The organism is Acinetobacter towneri (assembly GCF_017498585.1).
GTDB classification, from domain to species: domain Bacteria; phylum Pseudomonadota; class Gammaproteobacteria; order Pseudomonadales; family Moraxellaceae; genus Acinetobacter; species Acinetobacter towneri.
In genome coordinates this window covers 52,958-76,356 of sequence record NZ_CP071767.1, presented here as the reverse complement: position 1 = coordinate 76,356, position 23,399 = coordinate 52,958, and the positions used below count along the sequence as shown (strand labels likewise).

The following is a 23,399-nucleotide window of genomic DNA, read 5'->3' as shown; positions in this document are numbered from 1 at the left end:
AAACAGAAATGGGTATTAAATATAGCTTAATTGTTGCAATTGGGAAACACCGAGAAATGGGTGCTAACAATGATTTGCTTTGGCACTTACCAAGAGATATGCAATTTTTTAAGGAAACGACAACGGGTCACGCTGTTGTAATGGGAAGAAAAAATTGGGAATCTATTCCTCAGAAGTACAGACCGCTTCCAAATCGTTTAAACTTCGTTTTAACACGAGATAAAAACTATAGTGCAGAAGGTGCAACAGTGATTTATGATTTAAAAGAAGTCGCACAACATCTTGAAGGAAAAGACTTAACATGCTTCATTATTGGTGGTGCTCAAATCTACCAACTGGCCTTAGAAACAGGACTTTTAAATGAAATGTATGTCACACAAGTACATAACACATTTGAAGAAGCTGACACCTTTTTCCCTTTTGTAAATTGGGTAGAATGGGAAGAAGAAGATATTTTAGAACAAGATAAAGATGAAAAACATCTTTATTCATTTAATATAAAGAAATTTACGCGTTAATTCATGAAAGTTTGCATTGCTGAGAAACCAAGTGTTGCCAAGGATATCGCTGCCATTATCGGTGCTAATACTCGTAAAGATGGGTATTACGAAGGTAATGGATATCAAGTAACCTGGACTTTCGGGCATTTGTGCACGCTTAAAGAACCAAACGATTATTTACCGGAATGGAAATATTGGGATTTAAGAAAATTGCCCATGATTCCTTCTCGATTTGGAATTAAGGTCATAGATGATGAAGGAATTAAAAAGCAATTTAAAATTGTCAAACAACTTCTTGTAAACGCCGAAGAAATTATCAACTGCGGGGATGCTGGACAAGAAGGAGAGGTTATCCAGCGATGGGTATTCTTAAAGTCAGGAACGAAAGCACCTATCAAAAGATTGTGGATTAGTTCCTTAACGGAAGAAGCAATTAAAGAAGGATTTGCAAACCTACGTATAGGAAGAATAAACGCCCTTTTCACCCAAGTCCAACAGCTTTGGACCGCAGTTGACTCTTTCGACACCCCTGCGATGCAACCCAATCCGGCTGACGGGGAGCCAGCAACGCTGAAAATTTACCCTCCTCTTTCCCACTAGCGGCTCCTTTTCCGACAACCAGCACGGCGGATCCCTGCCGCGGCGCTGTGAACGCAGCATTTTGATTGGTATCGTTGGCCTTCAGGCTCGTCAGTCAAACAGACCCAGGAGCAGCTCAGCCGGTGGCGCCCGGCTTTCGGGTAACGCCCTGGTCCCGCTGGTTTCGGCTTTGTGCTTCAGGTGATCAAGGATCTGCTTGATCACTATAGGGTCTTCAATGCAGGCGATGACTTTCATGGCGCCGCCGCAGCCGCTGCAGGTCTCGATGTCGATATTGAAAACACGCTTGAGCCGTTGCGCCCATGTCATCGACGCTCGCCGTTGTGCTGGTGTTGCCGGTTCATCAGCCACCCTGACCTTGTTGCCCCTGCCCCGTTTTGCCGGCGTGACCAACGCCCGGTGCCGACTGTTGGGTGCGAACACCCCGTGGAAGCGGGTTAGGTTGACTCTGGGCTTCGGTACCAGGGCGGCCAGCCTTGCAATGAAATCCAATGGTTCGAAAATGACGTGCGTGGTGCCGTCCCGGTACGGCGTCTTGAGCTGGTAGCGCACGTTGCCGCCTCGTGTTAACGACAGCCGCTTCTCGGATACCGCCGGGCGGCTGATGTACCGGCACAGCCGTTCGAGCTTCTTGCGTTCATCGGCCCTGGCCGCCACGCCGGCGTGCAGGCTGAACCCAGCTACCTTGCCAATCCCGTCACCGAACGGATCACCACTGGTCGGCAGAGTTTGCAAAGTGAACACCTTTCGCCCCGCCTGTGAACCGACAGCGATACGGTAAGTGATCGAGTGCCCCAGCAGGGGTGTCATCGGGTCGTCATCCACCGCATCCGAGGCCAGATAGCTGTTTTCGACATCCCGTTCCAGCAGGCCTTGCCGTTCCAGATAGCGACCCACCCGGTGGGCGATGGTGTGCGTCAGCTGGGTGAGCTCTGGGCTGGTCGGCGCCTTGACCCAGCGGAAACGCGCTGAGCCGTGGGATTGCTCGACATACACACCGTCGAGAAACAGCATGTGGAAGTGAACATTCAGATTGAGCGCCGATCCAAAACGCTGGATCAGGGTGACCGCGCCCGTCTTGGCCACTTGGTGGGTATGGCCCGCTTTCTTGACCAGGTGCGTGGCAATGACGCGGTAAACGATGCCCAGCACCCACCCCATGATCTCGGGCCGGCTGGCAAACAGGAAACGCAGCTGAAACGGGAAGCTCAACACCCACTGACGCATGGGTTGTTCAGGCAGTACTTCATCAACCAGCAAGGCGGCGCTTTCGGCCATACGCCGTGCGCCACAACTAGGACAGAAGCCCCGACGTTTGCAGCTGAACGCAACCAGGTGCTCAGCGTGACACGACTCACAACGCACCCGCAGAAAGCCGTGTTCGAGACGGCCGCATTTGAGGTAGTCATCAAACTCGCGTTGCACATAGCCGGGCAGTTCCCTGCCCTGCGCCGCCAAATGGGCAGCGAACGTCTGGTAGTATTCTTCGACGATCCGATAGAGCAGGGTTTGCTCGGGCCGGTGACGCTGGTAACGACCAGTGTTCTCGTCCCGGCTGGCCATCCTGGCCGCCACTTGGGGCATGATCCGCATCCTTGCGATAGCCATAGCTAAACTCGGGTGCCTCGTCATCAGGCCCGAGGCGAATACTGCCAAAGCGTGACAACCCCAACCAGAGTGTAAAAATGACAAAGCCACTGGTCACTAATAAGTACAACCAGCCAAAGTCATCAGCGGTCGCATCCAGTGCTTTTTGCGCTAACTCTTGAACGCCATCAGGGTTACTGACTGTGGCAATTAAAAACAAACCAATAAAGAGTATTGATAGGTAAAAAACGGTTCCTACGTCTCCTAAAAGACGGTTTACCCATTGCTTAAACGTACTCATTACTTTCCTTAGAACTTACTATTTAACTAACTATTTCTTACAGGCAACCACTTGAACGACTGCTCCTTTACCCTGGTGATAGTTTCCTTCAGAGATTTCACGCTCTACTTCAGCACCTATTATAAAATCCAAACCGTTTAGTTCTTGCTGCAACCCTTCAAGCGACATAAACATATCTATTTGCGAGGCAGGAGGACCACCCACTCCATCCATGTCAATATGAGCAGCTGTATAGGCTTCTAGCATAAAGACGCCATTTTCTTTTAATGCAGCCACTGCCTGCTTATGCAATTTCAACCGTAACTCAAGAGGCACATGAGCGAAAATTGAAACGATGCCATCCCAAGCGTCTACGCCTAAATCATACTCATTTAAGTTGGCTACCACTGTGGTGATTTTTACACCCTGTTCAGCCGCCAATTTGTGTGCTTTTTCTAAGCCGACGCTAGACTGGTCAACCGCTGTAACGTCATAACCTTGCTTGGCTAAAAACACAGCATTGCGACCTTCACCTTCGGCTAAGCAAAGAACCTTACCTCCTTTAGGTAATTTAGAAAATTCGGCTTGTAATAAATAAAGGCACTCAAGATTTTTATGCTTATTTTTCTAATTGGGAAGCTGTTCTATTTACCCAAATATCGGAAGATGTTATTTTTGCCTTTAACGAATACGCAGCATTAATACGCGAAGACTTGTTTGTTGCAGATGACGAGGAATTTGAGGTTTTAGCAGTTATAAACCTCTCTCCAACTAAAGATGTTAATGGAAATTATGGTCTAATTTTTTATACCGCAATCGAAGACGAAGAGATCAATGAATATAATGCAGGTATGCTTTTTTCTGATATAGTGCTAGTTTACGATAATGGATATTTTAACACTGTTCGCTTTGAGGACATAATTGATGAAGATCAAGAAACAATATTGGATGAAGGCATTCATAATACAAGAATTGAGATTGAAGGTTATGAGTTTGAAATAAAAATTAAAACCATTTTAGATGAAATATCAAGCGATGATTTTTCAAAAAACTTGGCATTTAATAATAAAATTGAAATTGATATAGACTCTGAATCCGTTAAATTAGGCTCCACTTTAGAAGAAGTCTTAAGCGACATGAAACTAAGTTTATATCTAGGAATTTATTATATAAATCACCACAAACATTCTAATGTTCAAGTTACAAAAGATATGGTTGTTTCTTATGACATTGACACAGAAGGATACGGCTTTATAGTTATCAAATATACTGTTGATGAAAAAGATTATTTCACCTCAAAAACCTTTTTAGTTGCTAAAGATGGGGATGTAATACATGATTCACAAGTTATAATTAATATAGCCGATATGGATCTTTCTGACATAACTGATTATTCTGACATAATTGACTATGGTGTTAGCTATGCCTCATATGGTTCAATCAACAGAAATCCATTACTAATTGTGCCAATGGATTTGGATTTTTCGGGTCTAAAATTAGATTTTGAGGTACTAATTTACGATCTCTACGATTTTAATGAAATTTCAAATGAGTTTATTACCGTTTTAATAGGTGAGGATTTTGTATATGACAACACAAGTGTCGGTTTACAATGGATAACGATTAATGCAATCGACTCTAATGATGATACTTATGAATTCCAACTCTTAATTGCTGTCTACGATAACAATGATGAAAACTATGCAATACCTTATCTATCACATGAATTTGTCAATATACTAGGCGATTATAGGTTTCAAGAGGGATATGGTGTCGAAGGCATAAAATACGATGAAGAATCTCAAAAATTTCTTTATGCAGAATATATAGATATATATTATTGGGGAATTGATGAGCCTAAAACTTTTTACTTGTCCGAAACAAATTTTAAAAATGGCTTTTTTGCACTTACTCTAAATGTTTGGGGAATTGACGTAGACTTCACGGTGCCAGTATGAGAGTAAAATACTAAACATATTAAAATCTAATGTTTTGGTTAAATATTAACATATAAAAGTTGTGAAGAATTTAATAATCATCACATCTTTTTTTATGCAAATTTTTATTTGGTTTAAGATTTGTAACCAGTATTAGTAGTTTTTTATATGTAAAAACACCATTATTTTGTATGCTTGCTATATGTCCAATTTAAATGGCAATAGTTGACAAACTGTACGTTTCATCTTATAATTAATTATATAAACTATTAAAGATTATGCAATTAAAGGGAATTTATGGAAAGAAATATTAGGGATTCACAAAATTTCTTACACGATAAAAAATTAGTTAGTAGCCTTGTTGAAAATAGCAATATAAATAATACTGACATTGTATATGAAATAGGTCCGGGAAAAGGCATAATAACCGAACATTTATTAAGAGTAAGTAAAAGTGTAATTGCAATTGAATTAGACACCTCTTTGTATCAATTTTTAAAGCAAAACTTGAATAGTGAAAAACTAACACTTATCAATCAAGATTTTATGAACATAAAACTTCCTGATGGCAATTATAAAGTTTTTTCTAATATACCGTTTAATATGACGGGAGAAATCTTAACAAGATTACTAACAGCAATCAACCCGCCACAAGATATGTATATTATAATGCAGTACGAAGCAATGTTAAAATACGCAGGCACTCCATATTATAAAGACACATTAAAATCACTTATGTTCAAACCGTTATATGATATAAAACTGGCTTATGAGTTTTTGCCTTCAGATTTTAAACCAAAACCCAACGTGTCTATAGTTCTTGTGCATTTCCATAAAAAAGAATATTGTGATATAAAAAAAGCAACAATGTTAGAATATTGGGATTTTTTATCATATATGTATACTGCCCCAGGATTAAATTTTAAACAAAAAACAAAAAATATTTTTTCTTATGAACAGCAAAAACGTTTGAAAAAAATTATCAATTTAGATAGTGAACTAAATTTTTCCGATTGGACATATATTCAATGGATTAAAATGTTCGATACATATAAGCAGTTTGTATGCCAAGACAAGAAAAAACTCGTAGAAGGTTCTTATCAAAAACTTTTAAAAGAACAATCAAAATTAGAAAAAGTCCACAGAAGCAGAACTCAAAGATATTAAATAAAAGGGTACTTAATTGGAAAAAGGTTACTACTTATTTGCATATGTAGAGATAAACAAGTATGCCAATTTTTATAAAACAGATACAAAAAGGCACGACCAAAATATTTCACTTTGGGAATATGATGGTGGTAAATTGTCATTATTAAGATATTGGGAACTAGAGCGTTTATCCAGAATAAAACATCATAATAAAGCTTTTTATTCTGAAACTCAATTCAAAAATATTGTAAATGTTTTATTATCTGAATTTAATCTGCAATTATCAGATATAAAAGAGTATAGGAAGAATAAACGCCGTTTTTCTCCAAGTCCAGCCACTGTAGACCGCGAATGACGGCCTGCTTTGCCAGTGGGTGATTCTGAATCCGGCCCGTGTAGCCATCGATCCCGCCGAAAATTCACCCGTTTTTCCCGACAGCCGGGGCCAACCCAAGCCGCCGGCATAACGCATCCCTGCCGCGGCTGAATTACCGCAGCATCGTGATCGGAATCGTTTGGGACGGGTCAGGTAAACAGACCCGGCGACAGGCCAGCCGGTGGTGCCCGGCTCTCGGGCAACGGGCTGGACTCGTTGGTTTCGGCTTTTTGCTTCAGATGGTCGAGGATCTGCTTGATCACTACCGGATCTTCAATACAGGCAATCACCTTCATGGCACCGCCGCATTCGCTGCAAGTCTCGATGTCGATTTGGAATACACGCTTGAGCCGCTGTGCCCATTTCATCGACGCTCGCCGCCCAGCGGGTGTTGGCGGCTCATCCGATACCTTGACCTTTTTGCTCCCCTTGCCCCTCATGGCAGGTGTAACCAGGGCGCGGTGCTTGCTGTTGGGCGCAAACACCCCATGAAACCGGGTAAGGTTCACACGTGGCTTCGGCACCAACGCCGACAGTCTTGCGATGAAGTCCAGCGGCTCAAAGATCACATGCGTGGTGCCGTCCCGGTACGGCGTCTTAAGCTGGTAGCGCACGTTGCCATTCTTCGTGAGCGACAGCCGTTTCTCAGACACCGCCGGGCGGCTGATGTAGTGGCACAGCCGTTCGAGTTTGCTGCGCTCATGGGCCTTGGCCGCTACGCCGGCATGTAGCGAGAAACCGGCAACCTTACCGGGCATGTCACCAAACTGATCTTCCGGGTCGCAGGCGGGCAGTGTCTGCAGGGTGAACACCTTGCGCCCTGCCTGTGGCCCCACGGCGATGCGATACGTGATGGAATGCCCCAGCAGTGGAGTCATCGCATCTTCATCCACCGCATCCAAGGCCAGGTAACTGTTTTCAGCATCCCGCTCCAGTAGGCCTTGCCGCTCCAAATAGCGGCCGACCCGATGGGCGATGGTGTGCGCCAGTTGGGTGAGTTCGGCGCTGGTCGGCGCCCTGACCCAGAGGAACCGGGCTGTTCCATTGGGACGCTCAACGTACACGCCATCGAGGAACAGCATGTGAAAGTGAATGTTGAGGTTCAGTGCACTGCCGAAGCGCTGGATCAGGGTGACGGCACCGGTCTTGGCCGCTTGGTGGGTATAGCCCGCTTTCTTGACCAGATGCGTGGCGATGACGCGGTAAACGATGCCCAACACCCGGCCCATGACCTCCGGCCGGCTGGCGAACAGAAAGCGCAATTGAAAGGGAAAGCTGAGTACCCATTGGCGCATGGGCTGTACGGGCAGAACCTCATCGACCAGTAGCGCGGCGCTTTCGGCCATACGCCGTGCGCCACAACTAGGACAGAAGCCCCGACGTTTGCAGCTGAACGCAACCAGGTGCTCAGCGTGACACGACTCACAACGCACCCGCAGAAAGCCGTGTTCGAGACGGCCGCATTTGAGGTAGTCGTCAAACTCGCGTTGCACATAGCCGGGCAGTTCCCTGCCCTGCGCCGCCAAATGGGCAGCGAACGTCGGGTAGTATTCTTCGACGATCCGATAGAGCAGGGTTTGCTCGGGCCGGTGACGCTGGTAACGACCAGTGTTCTCGTCCCGGCTGGCCATCCTGGCCGCCACTTGGGGCATGATCCGCATCCTTGCGATACTGTGTTTTTATACAGTTTATCGCTCAGCTGCGAGATATTGAAGTCTCAGCTGTGATGCCAGCCAGTGCCAGACATTGCCTGTGAGTGCCAGTCACTCCCACTCTATTGTAAACAAGACATTTTTATCTTTTATATTCAATGGCTTATTTTCCTGCTAATTGGTAATACCATGAAAAATACCATGCTCAGAAAAGGCTTAACAATATTTTGAAAAATTGCCTACTGAGCGCTGCCGCACAGCTCCATAGGCCGCTTTCCTGGCTTTGCTTCCAGATGTATGCTCTTCTGCTCCTGCAGCTAATGGATCACCGCAAACAGGTTACTCGCCTGGGGATTCCCTTTCGACCCGAGCATCCGTATGAGACTCATGCTCGATTATTATTATTATAGAAGCCCCCATGAATAAATCGCTCATCATTTTCGGCATCGTCAACATAACCTCGGACAGTTTCTCCGATGGAGGCCGGTATCTGGCGCCAGACGCAGCCATTGCGCAGGCGCGTAAGCTGATGGCCGAGGGGGCAGATGTGATCGACCTCGGTCCGGCATCCAGCAATCCCGACGCCGCGCCTGTTTCGTCCGACACAGAAATCGCGCGTATCGCGCCGGTGCTGGACGCGCTCAAGGCAGATGGCATTCCCGTCTCGCTCGACAGTTATCAACCCGCGACGCAAGCCTATGCCTTGTCGCGTGGTGTGGCCTATCTCAATGATATTCGCGGTTTTCCAGACGCTGCGTTCTATCCGCAATTGGCGAAATCATCTGCCAAACTCGTCGTTATGCATTCGGTGCAAGACGGGCAGGCAGATCGGCGCGAGGCACCCGCTGGCGACATCATGGATCACATTGCGGCGTTCTTTGACGCGCGCATCGCGGCGCTGACGGGTGCCGGTATCAAACGCAACCGCCTTGTCCTTGATCCCGGCATGGGGTTTTTTCTGGGGGCTGCTCCCGAAACCTCGCTCTCGGTGCTGGCGCGGTTCGATGAATTGCGGCTGCGCTTCGATTTGCCGGTGCTTCTGTCTGTTTCGCGCAAATCCTTTCTGCGCGCGCTCACAGGCCGTGGTCCGGGGGATGTCGGGGCCGCGACACTCGCTGCAGAGCTTGCCGCCGCCGCAGGTGGAGCTGACTTCATCCGCACACACGAGCCGCGCCCCTTGCGCGACGGGCTGGCGGTATTGGCGGCGCTGAAAGAAACCGCAAGAATTCGTTAACTGCACATTCGGGATATTTCTCTATATTCGCGGTTCAGCAGGCATGTCCCCTTTGAGGGCGACCCGACGACAGGATAATCGACCTTATGGTGCGCAAATATTTCGGCACAGACGGTATTCGTGGCAAAGCCAACGAAGGCGCGATGACGGCGGAAACCGCCTTGCGCGTCGGCATGGCGGCTGGCCGTGTCTTTCGTCGCGGTGACCACCGCCATCGTGTCGTGATCGGCAAGGATACGCGCCTGTCGGGCTATATGCTTGAACCCGCGCTCACAGCCGGTTTCACCTCGATGGGCATGGACGTATTCCTTTTTGGCCCGCTGCCGACAACGTATAGGAAGAATAAACGCCCTTTTCACCCAAGTCCAACAGCTTTGGACCGCAGTTGACTCTTTCGACACCCCTGCGATGCAACCCAATCCGGCTGACGGGGAGCCAGCAACGCTGAAAATTTACCCTCCTCTTTCCCACTAGCGGCTCCTTTTCCGACAACCAGCACGGCGGATCCCTGCCGCGGCGCTGTGAACGCAGCATTTTGATTGGTATCGTTGGCCTTCAGGCTCGTCAGTCAAACAGACCCAGGAGCAGCTCAGCCGGTGGCGCCCGGCTTTCGGGTAACGCCCTGGTCCCGCTGGTTTCGGCTTTGTGCTTCAGGTGATCAAGGATCTGCTTGATCACTATAGGGTCTTCAATGCAGGCGATGACTTTCATGGCGCCGCCGCAGCCGCTGCAGGTCTCGATGTCGATATTGAAAACACGCTTGAGCCGTTGCGCCCATGTCATCGACGCTCGCCGTTGTGCTGGTGTTGCCGGTTCATCAGCCACCCTGACCTTGTTGCCCCTGCCCCGTTTTGCCGGCGTGACCAACGCCCGGTGCCGACTGTTGGGTGCGAACACCCCGTGGAAGCGGGTTAGGTTGACTCTGGGCTTCGGTACCAGGGCGGCCAGCCTTGCAATGAAATCCAATGGTTCGAAAATGACGTGCGTGGTGCCGTCCCGGTACGGCGTCTTGAGCTGGTAGCGCACGTTGCCGCCTCGTGTTAACGACAGCCGCTTCTCGGATACCGCCGGGCGGCTGATGTACCGGCACAGCCGTTCGAGCTTCTTGCGTTCATCGGCCCTGGCCGCCACGCCGGCGTGCAGGCTGGACCCGGCTACCTTGCCAATCCCGTCACCGAACGGATCACCACTGGTCGGCAGAGTTTGCAAAGTGAACACCTTTCGCCCCGCCTGTGAACCGACAGCGATACGGTAAGTGATCGAGTGCCCCAGCAGGTGTCATCGGGTCGTCATCCACCGCATCCGAGGCCAGATAGCTGTTTTCGACATCCCGTTCCAGCAGGCCTTGCCGTTCCAGATAGCGACCCACCCGGTGGGCGATGGTGTGCGTCAGCTGGGTGAGCTCTGGGCTGGTCGGCGCCTTGACCCAGCGGAAACGCGCTGAGCCGTGGGATTGCTCGACATACACACCGTCGAGAAACAGCATGTGGAAGTGAACATTCAGATTGAGCGCCGATCCAAAACGCTGGATCAGGGTGACCGCGCCCGTCTTGGCCACTTGGTGGGTATGGCCCGCTTTCTTGACCAGGTGCGTGGCAATGACGCGGTAAACGATGCCCAGCACCCACCCCATGATCTCGGGCCGGCTGGCAAACAGGAAACGCAGCTGAAACGGGAAGCTCAACACCCACTGACGCATGGGTTGTTCAGGCAGTACTTCATCAACCAGCAAGGCGGCACTTTCGGCCATCCGCCGCGCCCCACAGCTCGGGCAGAAACCGCGACGCTTACAGCTGAAAGCGACCAGGTGCTCGGCGTGGCAAGACTCGCAGCGAACCCGTAGAAAGCCATGCTCCAGCCGCCCGCATTGGAGAAATTCTTCAAATTCCCGTTGCACATAGCCCGGCAATTCCTTTCCCTGCTCTGCCATAAGCGCAGCGAATGCCGGGTAATACTCGTCAACGATCTGATAGAGAAGGGTTTGCTCGGGTCGGTGGCTCTGGTAACGACCAGTATCCCGATCCCGGCTGGCCGTCCTGGCCGCCACATGAGGCATGTTCCGCGTCCTTGCAATACTGTGTTTACATACAGTCTATCGCTTAGCGGAAAGTTCTTTTACCCTCAGCCGAAATGCCTGCCGTTGCTAGACATTGCCAGCCAGTGCCCGTCACTCCCACTCGATTGTAAACAAGCACACAAAACCCTTTAGTGACAACAATTTGCAAGAACTATCAGGCTCAGTGCCATGAAAAATACCATGACCAGATCATGAGGTTGAACACGGCTTGCGCCGGCAGCGTTCACGCTCCTGGTCGGCGATCTCGCCCGGCTGCAATGCTAGCTCAGCATCGGTCATGCGCTCCAGCACGTCGCGTAGGCGGATGGTGCAAGGAATGGGCGGCAGCTCGAACTCATAGCCGCCGGCGATCATTTCGGACGCAATCTCCTCGGTGATGAAAAACGGCTCGTCGTCTTGGTTCGGCTTCTTCATGCCCTTTCCTCCTGGCGCTCATCCTGGCCGACAGCGGCCAGGGCATCGGCTTCCGTCAATGCGTCCTCCACGAACGCGCCGTGCTGCTTCGCTTCGGCCTGGCTGACCTCGGCCCATATCCGTTTCACCTGGGCCGCACTGTACCCGGCCAGCTCGGCGGTCTTGTTGATGCTGTAGCCGGACTTGCGCAGCGCGACAACTTGGGCGCGGCGCTTCGGATCAGCACGGCGGCCCTTGTACCGCCCGGCCTGGCGGGCCAACTCAATGCCTTGGCGCTGGCGTTCGCGCCTGTCCTCGTAGTCGTCGCGGGCCATCTGCAAGGCCAGGCGAAAAAGCATGATCTGCACGGCTTCCAGCACGATCTTGGCGACGCCCTGGGCCTCGGCCGCCAGGTCGGATAGATCGACCACGCCAGGGACGGCCAGGCGTGCGCCTTTGGCCTGTATCGAGGCCACCAGGCGCTCGGCCTCGGGCAAAGGTAGGCGGCTGATGCGGTCGATCTTCTCGGCAATGACCACCTCGCCGGGCTGTAGGTCGCCGATCATGCGCAGCAGCTCAGGCCGGTCGGCGCGTGCGCCGGATGCCTTCTCACGGTAGATGCCGGCGACGTAGTAGCCGGCGGCCTTCGCGGCCGTAGTGATCGCCTCTTGGCGTTCCAAGTCCTGCGCGTCGGTGCTGACGCGCAGATAGACCCGCGCCACCATCGGCGCGGCTACTGGCTTCGTCCTGCGCATACTTGCGGGCTCCTTTGGGCATACTCAAATGCACCCATCTTAAACTGGCAGCTAATGTACAAAAGTTGATAGAAGCACACAAGTTCAATTTTGCACTTCTGCCCCACTATTGCAAAACTGCTTGTTAGTAGCCGTTTTTTCTTACTGTTTATAGATTCAATAATTTTTGAAACGAAAAATTGGGACTAAACATTTCGGTTTCGTTTTCTGTCGATTCGTCCTGCGTATCTTTTGCATAAACAAACATTTGTTGTTCGTAGTTTTCGATGGCATTTTCAATACTTGTAAATTCTCCGTTTGTAAGGTTTTCAGACAATATCAAAGCATCCAATAATCCCGTATTTACACCCTGTCCTGCAAAAGGCGACATCAAATGAGCAGCATCGCCAATCATTGTTATGGGTAATGGACGGTTACTTTTCCAATCATTGTTCAAAGGAAATTTCCTTGTGGGCAAGCATTGAAATGTTGATACCGAACGTATTAATTGTTTGTAAACTTCACTCCATTTGGAAAATCTTTTCAATAAAAAATCGGCAACGCTGTTTCTGTCCTGAAAATCTAAGGGAATTTTATTTTTCCATTCATCGGGCGTTTTAAAACTAATTCCTAAATACAATGCACCATTATTATTGGGATTGGCAAACAATAAAATGCCCTGATGTCCCGCCATTAATCGGTTGCCGTTGCATAGCTGAAAAAATCCGGGACAGTTTATTTCCGGTTGAAGAATATCAGCTTGGATGTTGAAAGTACCGGTTTCTTCAACTTGCGTGTCGGTAACAAAGCTCCTTATTTTCGACATTCCACCATTGGCAAGAATAACCAAATCTGCTGTTTCACTCGGTTTATTCTCAAAAGTTAGTGTCCACTTCTTCTTACCAGGTTCAAGCATAACAAGTTTTCTATCCCAAATAACCGTGTCGTTTTCTAAACTATTCAACAAGATAGCCCTTAAGTCATTTCTGTTTATTTCAGGATTGTCAAATCGATTTTCGGGCTTTACATTTTTTGTGGATAAAATATTGCCTTTTTCATCAGCAATATTTACACCCATTGGTAAGGCTAAGTCATAATAAGTTTGTAACAATCCCGCTTTTTTCATTGCTTCCTGACCTGAACCTTTGTGTAGGTCAAGGGTTCCACCAAAAATTCTTGCCTCTCGGTCGTTGTCTCTTTCGTAAACTGAAACGTCTATGCCGTTTTGCTGTAATAATTTTGCCATAGTCAGTCCAACGGGTCCACCACCAATTATTGCAACGTTCTTATCACTAAGTAAATTCATTTGTTTGTCCGTATCTATTCGCATTGTCATTCAAAAATGGCACATAACAAGTGGCTATACGCCAAATGGCGTATATATCCACTATATCTTATTTTGCTAAACCTTTCATTATCAGTGACAAATCCGTTTTCAACCGTTTACCGTTCGTTTCTACTCTCTCAAAAGGATTTATATTCATAGTGCTTTTTGTTAAGTTTTGCTCAAATATACAAATCCTTTCTATATATCTAACAAATCCATCGGACTTTTTAATTGTTCCATTCCCTTGGTGGTAATATGTGTATAAACCTCAGTTGTTTTACTGCTTGAATGACCTAACAACGATTGAATATAACGTAAACTCGTACCATTCTCAAGCAAATGCGTTGCAAAGCTATGTCGTAAGGTATGTACAGTAACTTCCTTTTGAATCTTTGCTTTTAAAACAGCTGCTTTAAAAATGTTTTGAATACTTCGGCTTGAGTATGCGCCACCTTTTTGACCTTCAAATAAATAATCTTTTGGTTTATATTCCATAAAGTATGTTCTTAAAATAATTAATGTTTTCTCAGATAAAATGGTATAACGATCTCTTTTTCCTTTTGACTGTTCTATACGAATTTGCATGCGCTTGGAGTCAATGTCTTTTATTTTCAGGTTTATACATTCAGAAATGCGCAAACCTGCCGAATAAATAGTCATCAGAATAGCCTTGTGTTTCACGTTTTCAATAGCGCGTAGTACCCGAATGGTTTCTTCTTCACTCATCACAACAGGAAGTGTTTTTTCTTTTTTTGGTCTTTCGATGAAATATGTTTTCCGTTGTCCACCCAAAACACGTTCGTAATAAAACTGGCACTGTTGCAAAGTTAGCGATGAGGCAGCCTTTTGTCTTATTCAAAGGCCTTACATTTCAAAAACTCTGCTTACCAGGCGCATTTCGCCCAGGGGATCACCATAATAAAATGCTGAGGCCTGGCCTTTGCGTAGTGCACGCATCACCTCAATACCTTTGATGGTGGCGTAAGCCGTCTTCATGGATTTAAATCCCAGCGTGGCGCCGATTATCCGTTTCAGTTTGCCATGATCGCATTCAATCACGTTGTTCCGGTACTTAATCTGTCGGTGTTCAACGTCAGACGGGCACCGGCCTTCGCGTTTGAGCAGAGCAAGCGCGCGACCATAGGCGGGCGCTTTATCCGTGTTGATGAATCGCGGGATCTGCCACTTCTTCACGTTGTTGAGGATTTTACCCAGAAACCGGTATGCAGCTTTGCTGTTACGACGGGAGGAGAGATAAAAATCGACAGTGCGGCCCCGGCTGTCGACGGCCCGGTACAGATACGCCCAGCGGCCATTGACCTTCACGTAGGTTTCATCCATGTGCCACGGGCAAAGATCGGAAGGGTTACGCCAGTACCAGCGCAGCCGTTTTTCCATTTCAGGCGCATAACGCTGAACCCAGCGGTAAATCGTGGAGTGATCGACATTCACTCCGCGTTCAGCCAGCATCTCCTGCAGCTCACGGTAACTGATGCCGTATTTGCAGTACCAGCGTACGGCCCACAGAATGATGTCACGCTGAAAATGCCGGCCTTTGAATGGGTTCATGTGCAGCTCCATCAGCAAAAGGGGATGATAAGTTTATCACCACCGACTATTTGCAACAGTGCCGATAAAAATATATCATCATGAACAATAAAACTGTCTGCTTACATAAACAGTAATACAAGGGGTGTTATGAGCCATATTCAACGGGAAACGTCTTGCTCGAGGCCGCGATTAAATTCCAACCTGGATGCTGATTTATATGGGTATAGATGGGCTCGCGATAATGTCGGGCAATCAGGTGCGACAATCTATCGATTGTATGGGAAGCCCGATGCGCCAGAGTTGTTTCTGAAACATGGCAAAGGTAGCGTTGCCAATGATGTTACAGATGAGATGGTCAGACTAAACTGGCTGACGGCATTTATGCCTCTTCCGACCATCAAGCATTTTATCCGTACTCCTGATGATGCATGGTTACTCACCACTGCGATCCCCGGGAAAACAGCATTCCAGGTATTAGAAGAATATCCTGATTCAGGTGAAAATATTGTTGATGCGCTGGCAGCGTTCCTGCGCCGGTTGCATTCGATTCCTGTTTGTAATTGTCCTTTTAACAGCGATCGCGCATTTCGTCTCGCTCAGGCGCAATCACGAATGAATAACGGTTTGGTTGATGCGAGTGATTTTGATGACGAGCGTAATGGCTGGCCTGTTGAACAAGTCTGGAAAGAAATGCATAAGCTTTTGCCATTCTCACCGGATTCAGTCGTCACTCATGGTGATTTCTCACTTGATAACCTTATTTTTGACGAGGGGAAATTAATAGGTTGTATTGATGTTGGACGAGTCGGAATCGCAGACCGATACCAGGATCTTGCCATCCTATGGAACTGCCTCGGTGAGTTTTCTCCTTCATTACAGAAACGGCTTTTTCAAAAATATGGTATTGATAATCCTGATATGAATAAATTGCAGTTTCATTTGATGCTCGATGAGTTTTTCTAATCAGAATTGGTTAATTGGTTGTAACACTGGCAGAGCATTACGCTGACTTGACGGGACGGCGCTTCCCTACCCTCATGGCCGCCTCCCAGGAATCGACCCAGGTGCTTATCGTGGACATAATCCTTTACTCATAAATTTATCTTATTCCATTATTGTACCTGTCACGCAAAACTTGCAGAAAAGCCATAAACGCAGGAGAATCCTGTCGGCGGTGAGGATAATAAATATGGTAGCCGTCAAAATATGGACACCACTCGGTCAGAACAGCAATCAGCTTGCCGCTTTTGATATATCCATCTGCAACATACTCGGGAATATAGGCAATCCCCAGCCCGTCTAATGCTGCATCGAGCTGATGAATCGTGCTGTTCGCAATATATTGCCCTTTGACTTTCAGACTGAATTTCTGAGCATCTTTCTCGAATTCCCAGGCGTACAATCCACTCGTATCAGAATAGCGGACGTTAATGCAGTTGTGGTTCAAAAGATCCTGCGGCTTCCTGGGCTTAGCATAACGCTTAAAATGGCACTGTTGCAAAGTTAGCGATGAGGCAGCCTTTTGTCTTATTCAAAGGCCTTACATTTCAAAAACTCTGCTTACCAGGCGCATTTCGCCCAGGGGATCACCATAATAAAATGCTGAGGCCTGGCCTTTGCGTAGTGCACGCATCACCTCAATACCTTTGATGGTGGCGTAAGCCGTCTTCATGGATTTAAATCCCAGCGTGGCGCCGATTATCCGTTTCAGTTTGCCATGATCGCATTCAATCACGTTGTTCCGGTACTTAATCTGTCGGTGTTCAACGTCAGACGGGCACCGGCCTTCGCGTTTGAGCAGAGCAAGCGCGCGACCATAGGCGGGCGCTTTATCCGTGTTGATGAATCGCGGGATCTGCCACTTCTTCACGTTGTTGAGGATTTTACCCAGAAACCGGTATGCAGCTTTGCTGTTACGACGGGAGGAGAGATAAAAATCGACAGTGCGGCCCCGGCTGTCGACGGCCCGGTACAGATACGCCCAGCGGCCATTGACCTTCACGTAGGTTTCATCCATGTGCCACGGGCAAAGATCGGAAGGGTTACGCCAGTACCAGCGCAGCCGTTTTTCCATTTCAGGCGCATAACGCTGAACCCAGCGGTAAATCGTGGAGTGATCGACATTCACTCCGCGTTCAGCCAGCATCTCCTGCAGCTCACGGTAACTGATGCCGTATTTGCAGTACCAGCGTACGGCCCACAGAATGATGTCACGCTGAAAATGCCGGCCTTTGAATGGGTTCATGTGCAGCTCCATCAGCAAAAGGGGATGATAAGTTTATCACCACCGACTATTTGCAACAGTGCCGTTCAGGCAGTACTTCATCAACCAGCAAGGCGGCACTTTCGGCCATCCGCCGCGCCCCACAGCTCGGGCAGAAACCGCGACGCTTACAGCTGAAAGCGACCAGGTGCTCGGCGTGGCAAGACTCGCAGCGAACCCGTAGAAAGCCATGCTCCAGCCGCCCGCATTGGAGAAATTCTTCAAATTCCCGTTGCACATAGCCCGGCAATTCCTTTCCCTGCTCTGCCATAAGCGCAGCGAATGCCGGGTAATACTCGTCAACGATCTGATAGAGAAGGGTTTGCTCGGGTCGGTGGCTCTGGTAACGACCAGTATCCCGATCCCGGCTGGCCGTCCTGGCCGCCACATGAGGCATGTTCCGCGTCCTTGCAATACTGTGTTTACATACAGTCTATCGCTTAGCGGAAAGTTCTTTTACCCTCAGCCGAAATGCCTGCCGTTGCTAGACATTGCCAGCCAGTGCCCGTCACTCCCACTCTATTGATGTGTGCTTAAAAAACAGGAGGGTTTAACTTGGTAAACTATACATACTCATTAGGAGTTTACCATGAGCAAGAAACAGAAGACTTACACCGCAGAATTTAAAGCTGAAGCCATAAAAGCCATTGAAGAGAACCAAGGTAATGTATCGGAATCCGCTAGACAACTTGGCATTTCAATGCAAACCCTTTCGAACTGGAATAACAAAGCAAAGGCTGGAACTTTAGCAGGCACAAAACAGTATTCGCCCGATCTAAACGCCTTACTCGAAGAAAATAAGAAGCTTAAACAACAGCTCAAAACAGCTGAAATGGAACGTGAATTTTTAAAAAAGGCAGCAGCGTACTTTGCCAAAGAAAGTCAGTGAGGTACGCCTATATGAAATCGCAAAGCCACTTATTTCCGATTATTTTAATGGCTCGATTACTTCGTGTATCCGTTTCTCGCTTTTATGATTGGCTAAAGCGAGGCATGAGTAAAAGATCAATTCAGCGAAATCAGCAGACAATTTTGGTCAAAATAGCCCATGAAGAAACCAAACAAAGCTATGGCTATGTTCGATTAACCAAGCATTTACAAGCGCAAGGTATCAAAATAAGTACGTATGCTGTGCGCCAAATAAAAAAATCAAATCAGTTGTATTGTAAGCGCCATAAGCGTTTCAAAAGAACCACGAACAGTGATCACAACCGTTCTATTTATGACAATTTACTCAAGCAACAGTTTTCAATGACGAAGCCTAATCTTGCGTGGTCGAGTGACATTACCTACATTTGGACGGCTGAGGGCTGGTTGTACTTGGCAGCTGTCAAAGATCTTTACACGAAACAGGTTGTTGGCTATAGCTTAAATGAGCGCATGACAGCCAAGCTTGTTTGTGATGCATTGAATATGGCTATTCGCAATCAGAAACCTGCTAAAGATCTCATTGTACATTCAGATAGAGGCAGCCAATATTGCAGTAATGAATATCGAAACTTACTTGAGAAATTTGATTTTCAGGGTTCAATGAGCAAAAAAGGCGACTGCTTTGATAATGCACCGATAGAGAGTTTCTGGGGCATACTCAAAAATGAACTAGTCCATCATCGCAACTACAAAACAAGGGAAGAAGCCAAAGCGGATATTACAAAATATATAGAGTTATTTTATAATCAGCGAAGAATTCAAAAAGGCTTGGATTTTAAGACACCAAATCAAATGGCAGAAGACTTTTATCGGTTAGCTGCCTAGAATCTCCCAAGTGAAAGTCTCCTGCTAATTCAGCACACATCACTGTTGATAAATTTTCTAAACAAAAAGGATCAAACTAATCTATAAGCTTTGTGGGTTAGAAAAAAAATAACTCACTTTGCATTGATCATATTTAAATTCTTGTTTTATCCATAGCACTAACCTATTAATTTTAAAAAATAATAGGTACTGGCTAAATAGCAAATCGATACATATCTTTTTCATAGAGGAAATATGATTTTAGTAAGTTCTTGTCTGGCTGGCTTAAAGGTACGTTATAACGGGACGCATAGCTTAAACGAAAAAATCGAAAAATTAGTCAAAGATGGAAAAGCTACTATGGTATGTCCAGAGATTCTTGGCGGTTTATCAACACCACGCGAACCTGCCGAGATTTCGGGAGGTAATGGCGATGATGTCTTAGATGGAAAAGCCTGTGTAATTGAAAAATCAGGAAAGGATGTGACTTCAATCTATATTGAAGGGGCATATAGAACTTTAAAAAAAGTTCAATTATTAAAAGCTACTCTGGTAGTGCTTAAAGAAAATAGCCCTTCATGTGGTAGTTCAATGATTTACGATGGTCAATTTAATGGGAATAAGATCTATGGCAATGGAGTTACCTCCGCTTTGCTTAAACGTCATAATATAAAAGTCATTTCAGAAGAAACTTTTTGGCAACTTTTACCCTAGTTCCTCCGCTTTTATTTAAAATCTTCATGCAACTCCAACCACGCCCCCCTTTGCAATATCAAGTCTCTTCGGTATTTAGAGATATAGTGAGGTAATAATCTAAGAAGCATATCCATTACTTCCACATCAGTTAAAAAGTAGTGGTTCAATTTTATGCTGTAATTCTTTAACAATTTTAGCAAGCTGATCATGTAAAACTAACCAACATTGCTCATGACCTTGCCCAATATATTCATCTATTATGAGTTGCAAAATGTCTTGATCTATCTGACTTAAGAATTCTAAAAACCATGTCGCAGCAACATCCTTGGCAACTATTGTTTTATGATCTAATGTATAAGCTATACGGCATAGCGCTAAAATTTGATTACATTCATCCTGATCGTCTTTCCAATGAGCAATAATTTGTGGATAAGTTTTTTGCATGGCAAATATTAATTGTTCATAGCTAATTGGATTTAACCAATCGCAAATATCAGGTCCAAAGATAGTAATGTTATGTAATTGGGCAGTTTTAAGTAAAATACTAATATCTGGATCAGATTGACTATAAAGTAATTCACCTTTGAGTAATTCTTCTCTCAACCACTCGCCATATTGTAGCTGATATGTATATGGATGATTTTTATTGGTAATACTCCCTTTTTCTAATATCGTAATTTCTAAGGCACGCGCTGTAGCATGACCAATCGGAACAGATATATTTAGAAAATTCTGCGCTAATTGTTTTCTTTCCTGATCGGTAATTTCACGTTCAATAATAACTAAAATATCAAGATCACTTTTATGTTTTAAACCACCATCAACATACGAACCATATAAATAAATAGCATAAAGCTTATCTTTAAAATTTTTTTGTAAAAGCTGTTTTACACTTTCAACTTGGCGACACTCTTCATCATTTAAGCTTTGCATATGATTTTTAATTTAAAAAAATAAGTAATGAATTCATAGAGCATTATACAGAATAAGTGTAAATAATTTAATCAATTAGTAAATAACATACTATTTTTACAATATATTTACTTTCAATATAGAGTTTAATACATAAAACTCTATCAATCAAAAAAAGCTTGAAACAACATCTGAATAGTAAGAGTCATTTCCTCCTCACTTAGAGATGGATCCGGAAATTTGAACAACTCCTATAAGTGATACTCTGCTCCTCAAATGATGTTATAAACATCAATATATGGAGTATTTTATGGCACGTAGACCAAGAAGAAATCATTCAAACGACTTTAAGGCTAAGGTAGCACTTGCTGCGATCAAAGCAGAAAAAACACTTGCTGAATTGAGTTCTGAGTTTGATGTTCATCAAAACCAAATTATTGACTGGAAAAATCAATTGATCTCAGCTTCCTCACAAGCTTTCGATCAATCAAAAGCTCCATCAGAACCTCCCATTGATCTTAAAAAGTTACATGCAAAAATCGGTGAGCAGGCATTAGAAATTGATTTTTTAGAAGGTGTGTTGAAGAAACTGGGCCGCTTCAACCACAAAAGTTAATCGATCACTCACTTCAGATTTCAGTATCTAAACAAGCTAAGTTACTGAAAGTCTCTCGTGGTTGTTATTATTATCGCCCAAAACCTGTTAGCTCATCAGATCTGAAGCTGATGCGATGTATTGATGAATTACATATGCAATATCCTTTTGCAGGCAGTCGTATGATGCGTGATTTGTTGAATCGTCAAGGGCATCATATAGGACGACGTCATACACGTACTTTAATGAAGAAAATGGGTATTCAGGCGTTATATTGCAAACCAAATTTAAGCCAGGCTAATCAAGCTCACCGTAAATATCCATATCTGCTCAAAGGATTGGCTATTCAGCGCAGTAATCAAGTGTGGTCTACGGATATAACGTATATCCCTATGGCAAAAGGCTTTGTTTATTTATGTGCTGTGATTGATTGGCATAGCCGCAAGGTACTTGCGCATAGGGTATCGATTAGTATGGAGGTGGATTTTTGTATTTCGGCTTTAAATGAAGCGATTGAAAAATATGGATCACCTGAAATATTGAATACAGACCAAGGCAGTCAGTTCACCAGTGATGCATTTATTGATGTATTGAAATCAAATGGCATTCAAATCAGTATGGATGGTAAAGGTCGATGGGTAGATAATGTGATGGTTGAACGATTATGGCGGAGCGTTAAATATGAAGAGGTGTATCTCAAAGCTTATAGCAGTGTCACAGATGCGAAAAAGCAATTGAGTGCATATTTTGAGTTTTATAATCTGAAACGACCTCATTCGAGTCTAGACAAAATGACACCAAATGAGTTTTACTATGATCAGCTACCCCAACAAAACAAGGTGGCTTAACTAGAGCGGAATATCACTTATAAATACGCTTTTAGTTGTTCAAACAAGTGGAACCACCTCTGTTTGTAATGATATTTTATAAAATTCAATATTAGATCTGCAGAGAAAAACTTATCAAACTAAGTATTGGCTAGTCTTTTTCTTCGAAAAACTTATCAAACGAAGTATTAAGTTAATCTTTTTCTTCAACTTCTTCCTTAAACTCAAACAAATCATTCATCGTACAGTTAAAGTACTTACACAACTTATCGGCGACTGGTAATTCAATACGTACAGCACGGTCATAATACATACTTGTGAGCGTGTTGCGATTGATACCTGTTGCATGCACCACTTCACTTAATTTTAAAATTTTTCTATCGCCCATGAGGCTAGATAACTTACAAGTAATCATATTTAAATTAATTTACAAAAAATAACTTGCTGTGGGTTATTTGAAGTTGTTGACTGAGTAATACTTTGCTAAAATTAACCTACAGCAGGTTATTACAACTTATAGAAAGTATATTTTATCCATTTCAACTAAATTATAACTTTTTAAATATAAGGATTGAACCTGCATTAGATTATTTTGTGGAGATGACCGCCGTGTTACCAAATGAGTTATTGATCAGCCAGCAAGCTCGTGACTTAGGAAATCAATTAATTAAAGAAATGAACATCAATAGAAGTTATGGAATGGCTAATTTTCTTGGAGTAAATACTTGCTATGATAATCATCAGGCTGTACTTATTTGGACATTTCAACTGCTTGAAAGGGAACCTGCCTTAAATGAATTAGCAGAAATTAAAAAATATTTTCTTTTAATCTTTCCAGATAGTGTTTATCAATTAGCCTAAGTTGTTTTTAAAATTAATTTATTAAATAAAAAGCACTAAATCAAAGAAAGCTTTATTTAAAAATACCTATTAATTCAAAAACATACCATTTACTGAATATATGAAGCATAGGTT

General features: G+C 45.2%; 22 protein-coding genes and 5 pseudogenes. 12 read left to right on the top strand and 15 right to left on the bottom strand.

Annotated features, from left to right (window positions below; genetic code table 11):
* The first annotated feature begins 8 nt into the window (after nucleotides 1–8).
* Both dfrA20 and J4G44_RS12855 read left to right on the top strand, forming a co-directional pair.
* A complete protein-coding gene (gene dfrA20, locus J4G44_RS12860) occupies nucleotides 9–518 on the top strand; it encodes a trimethoprim-resistant dihydrofolate reductase DfrA20 (protein ID WP_179990692.1) in 510 nt (169 codons plus the stop codon).
* A gap of 3 nt (nucleotides 519–521) precedes the next feature.
* Nucleotides 522–959, top strand: a pseudogene (locus J4G44_RS12855) (toprim domain-containing protein); the annotation flags it as partial.
* A 231-nt stretch (nucleotides 960–1,190) separates the two neighbouring features.
* On the opposite strand, the gene J4G44_RS12850 reads toward J4G44_RS12855, so the two are convergent.
* The 3 genes and pseudogenes from J4G44_RS12850 to J4G44_RS12845 all read right to left on the bottom strand — a co-directional run.
* Nucleotides 1,191–2,606, bottom strand: coding sequence for a transposase (locus tag J4G44_RS12850; protein WP_420830725.1), 1,416 nt, complete (start codon nucleotides 2,604–2,606; stop codon nucleotides 1,191–1,193).
* Complete coding sequence (locus J4G44_RS13660; RefSeq protein ID WP_338242671.1) at nucleotides 2,509–2,988, bottom strand: BCCT family transporter; 480 nt, start codon at nucleotides 2,986–2,988, stop codon at nucleotides 2,509–2,511. Before J4G44_RS13660 ends, J4G44_RS12850 begins: the two co-directional genes overlap by 98 nt.
* Before the next feature lie 30 nt (nucleotides 2,989–3,018).
* Nucleotides 3,019–3,558 (bottom strand): annotated as a pseudogene (locus J4G44_RS12845) (class I SAM-dependent methyltransferase); the annotation flags it as partial.
* Between the two features lie 122 nt (nucleotides 3,559–3,680).
* Between J4G44_RS12845 and J4G44_RS12840 the strand changes: the two are divergent.
* The 3 genes from J4G44_RS12840 (at nucleotide 3,681) to J4G44_RS12830 (ending at nucleotide 6,408) form a co-directional block, all read left to right on the top strand.
* Nucleotides 3,681–4,925 (top strand): hypothetical protein, encoded by a 1,245-nt coding sequence (locus tag J4G44_RS12840; RefSeq protein WP_179990686.1) that lies wholly within the window; start codon nucleotides 3,681–3,683, stop codon nucleotides 4,923–4,925.
* Between the two features lie 276 nt (nucleotides 4,926–5,201).
* Nucleotides 5,202–6,071 carry a 23S ribosomal RNA methyltransferase Erm gene (gene erm, locus J4G44_RS12835; RefSeq protein WP_107318659.1) on the top strand — a complete coding sequence of 290 codons (870 nt, stop codon included), beginning with the start codon at nucleotides 5,202–5,204 and terminating at the stop codon, nucleotides 6,069–6,071.
* Between the two features lie 16 nt (nucleotides 6,072–6,087).
* Entirely contained in the window at nucleotides 6,088–6,408 is a 321-nt protein-coding gene (locus J4G44_RS12830; protein WP_179990683.1) for a hypothetical protein, read from the top strand.
* A 170-nt stretch (nucleotides 6,409–6,578) separates the two neighbouring features.
* Here the strand turns inward: J4G44_RS12830 and J4G44_RS12825 are convergent, their stop codons facing one another.
* Nucleotides 6,579–8,081, bottom strand: a complete 1,503-nt coding sequence (locus tag J4G44_RS12825; protein WP_138773302.1) for a transposase — start codon at nucleotides 8,079–8,081, stop codon at nucleotides 6,579–6,581.
* A 418-nt stretch (nucleotides 8,082–8,499) separates the two neighbouring features.
* Between J4G44_RS12825 and sul2 the strand changes: the two genes are divergently transcribed.
* Complete coding sequence (sul2, locus tag J4G44_RS12820) at nucleotides 8,500–9,315, top strand: sulfonamide-resistant dihydropteroate synthase Sul2 (RefSeq protein WP_001043260.1); 816 nt, start codon at nucleotides 8,500–8,502, stop codon at nucleotides 9,313–9,315.
* An 86-nt stretch (nucleotides 9,316–9,401) separates the two neighbouring features.
* Nucleotides 9,402–9,644: pseudogene (glmM, locus tag J4G44_RS12815) on the top strand (phosphoglucosamine mutase); the annotation flags it as partial.
* Between the two features lie 235 nt (nucleotides 9,645–9,879).
* Here glmM and J4G44_RS12810 read toward each other — a convergent pair.
* The 6 genes and pseudogenes from J4G44_RS12810 to J4G44_RS12785 form a co-directional block, all read right to left on the bottom strand.
* A pseudogene (locus J4G44_RS12810) lies at nucleotides 9,880–11,371 on the bottom strand (IS91-like element ISCR2 family transposase).
* Between the two features lie 210 nt (nucleotides 11,372–11,581).
* The gene (locus J4G44_RS12805) at nucleotides 11,582–11,806 is read right to left on the bottom strand and encodes a hypothetical protein (protein ID WP_179989180.1); all 225 of its coding nucleotides are present in this window, start codon (nucleotides 11,804–11,806) and stop codon (nucleotides 11,582–11,584) included.
* Nucleotides 11,803–12,540 (bottom strand): recombinase family protein, encoded by a 738-nt coding sequence (locus tag J4G44_RS12800; RefSeq protein ID WP_001366550.1) that lies wholly within the window; start codon nucleotides 12,538–12,540, stop codon nucleotides 11,803–11,805. Before J4G44_RS12800 ends, J4G44_RS12805 begins: the two co-directional genes overlap by 4 nt.
* Before the next feature lie 148 nt (nucleotides 12,541–12,688).
* The gene (locus tag J4G44_RS12795; protein WP_024160783.1) at nucleotides 12,689–13,855 is read right to left on the bottom strand and encodes a tetracycline-inactivating monooxygenase Tet(X3); all 1,167 of its coding nucleotides are present in this window, start codon (nucleotides 13,853–13,855) and stop codon (nucleotides 12,689–12,691) included.
* Nucleotides 13,856–14,044: 189 nt separating this feature from the next.
* Nucleotides 14,045–14,638, bottom strand: coding sequence for a tyrosine-type recombinase/integrase (locus J4G44_RS12790; protein WP_205779272.1), 594 nt, complete (start codon nucleotides 14,636–14,638; stop codon nucleotides 14,045–14,047).
* A gap of 72 nt (nucleotides 14,639–14,710) precedes the next feature.
* Entirely contained in the window at nucleotides 14,711–15,415 is a 705-nt protein-coding gene (locus J4G44_RS12785; RefSeq protein ID WP_001067855.1) for an IS6-like element IS26 family transposase, read from the bottom strand.
* Nucleotides 15,416–15,544: 129 nt separating this feature from the next.
* Here J4G44_RS12785 and aph(3')-Ia point away from each other — a divergent pair, with 129 nt between their 5' ends.
* A complete protein-coding gene (gene aph(3')-Ia / locus J4G44_RS12780) occupies nucleotides 15,545–16,360 on the top strand; it encodes an aminoglycoside O-phosphotransferase APH(3')-Ia (RefSeq protein WP_000018323.1) in 816 nt (271 codons plus the stop codon).
* Between the two features lie 136 nt (nucleotides 16,361–16,496).
* Here the strand turns inward: aph(3')-Ia and J4G44_RS12775 are convergent, their stop codons facing one another.
* From J4G44_RS12775 to J4G44_RS12765, 3 genes and pseudogenes are all read right to left on the bottom strand, one after another.
* Nucleotides 16,497–16,844: a LysR substrate-binding domain-containing protein gene (locus J4G44_RS12775; protein WP_001016278.1), complete on the bottom strand. Its 348-nt coding sequence runs from the start codon at nucleotides 16,842–16,844 to the stop codon at nucleotides 16,497–16,499.
* Between the two features lie 93 nt (nucleotides 16,845–16,937).
* Nucleotides 16,938–17,642 (bottom strand): IS6-like element IS26 family transposase, encoded by a 705-nt coding sequence (locus tag J4G44_RS12770; protein ID WP_001067855.1) that lies wholly within the window; start codon nucleotides 17,640–17,642, stop codon nucleotides 16,938–16,940.
* A 61-nt stretch (nucleotides 17,643–17,703) separates the two neighbouring features.
* Nucleotides 17,704–18,057: pseudogene (locus J4G44_RS12765) on the bottom strand (transposase zinc-binding domain-containing protein); the annotation flags it as partial.
* Nucleotides 18,058–18,249: 192 nt separating this feature from the next.
* Here J4G44_RS12765 and J4G44_RS12760 point away from each other — a divergent pair.
* Nucleotides 18,250–19,415 (top strand): IS3 family transposase gene (locus J4G44_RS12760; protein ID WP_119285041.1). Its coding sequence is split into 2 segments (ribosomal slippage): nucleotides 18,250–18,508 and nucleotides 18,508–19,415, totalling 1,167 coding nucleotides; the frame shifts between segments, so codons are not numbered across the junction.
* A gap of 234 nt (nucleotides 19,416–19,649) precedes the next feature.
* Nucleotides 19,650–20,108 (top strand): 2-thiouracil desulfurase family protein, encoded by a 459-nt coding sequence (locus J4G44_RS12755; RefSeq protein WP_077170035.1) that lies wholly within the window; start codon nucleotides 19,650–19,652, stop codon nucleotides 20,106–20,108.
* 126 nt (nucleotides 20,109–20,234) lie between these two features.
* Here the strand turns inward: J4G44_RS12755 and ant(3'')-IId are convergent, their stop codons facing one another.
* On the bottom strand, nucleotides 20,235–21,023 hold the full coding sequence (gene ant(3'')-IId / locus J4G44_RS12750) for an aminoglycoside nucleotidyltransferase ANT(3'')-IId (RefSeq protein WP_038350081.1): 789 nt from the start codon (nucleotides 21,021–21,023) through the stop codon (nucleotides 20,235–20,237).
* Between the two features lie 277 nt (nucleotides 21,024–21,300).
* Here ant(3'')-IId and J4G44_RS12745 point away from each other — a divergent pair.
* A protein-coding gene (locus J4G44_RS12745; RefSeq protein ID WP_099046175.1) for an IS3-like element ISAba14 family transposase occupies nucleotides 21,301–22,445 on the top strand; the annotation gives its coding sequence in 2 pieces (ribosomal slippage) (nucleotides 21,301–21,565 and nucleotides 21,565–22,445; 1,146 coding nt in all).
* 172 nt (nucleotides 22,446–22,617) lie between these two features.
* Here J4G44_RS12745 and J4G44_RS12740 read toward each other — a convergent pair.
* A complete protein-coding gene (locus tag J4G44_RS12740) occupies nucleotides 22,618–22,839 on the bottom strand; it encodes a helix-turn-helix domain-containing protein (protein ID WP_004658364.1) in 222 nt (73 codons plus the stop codon).
* 194 nt (nucleotides 22,840–23,033) lie between these two features.
* Between J4G44_RS12740 and J4G44_RS12735 the strand changes: the two genes are divergently transcribed.
* Entirely contained in the window at nucleotides 23,034–23,285 is a 252-nt protein-coding gene (locus J4G44_RS12735) for a hypothetical protein (RefSeq protein WP_004658363.1), read from the top strand.
* Nucleotides 23,286–23,399: the final 114 nt, after the last annotated feature.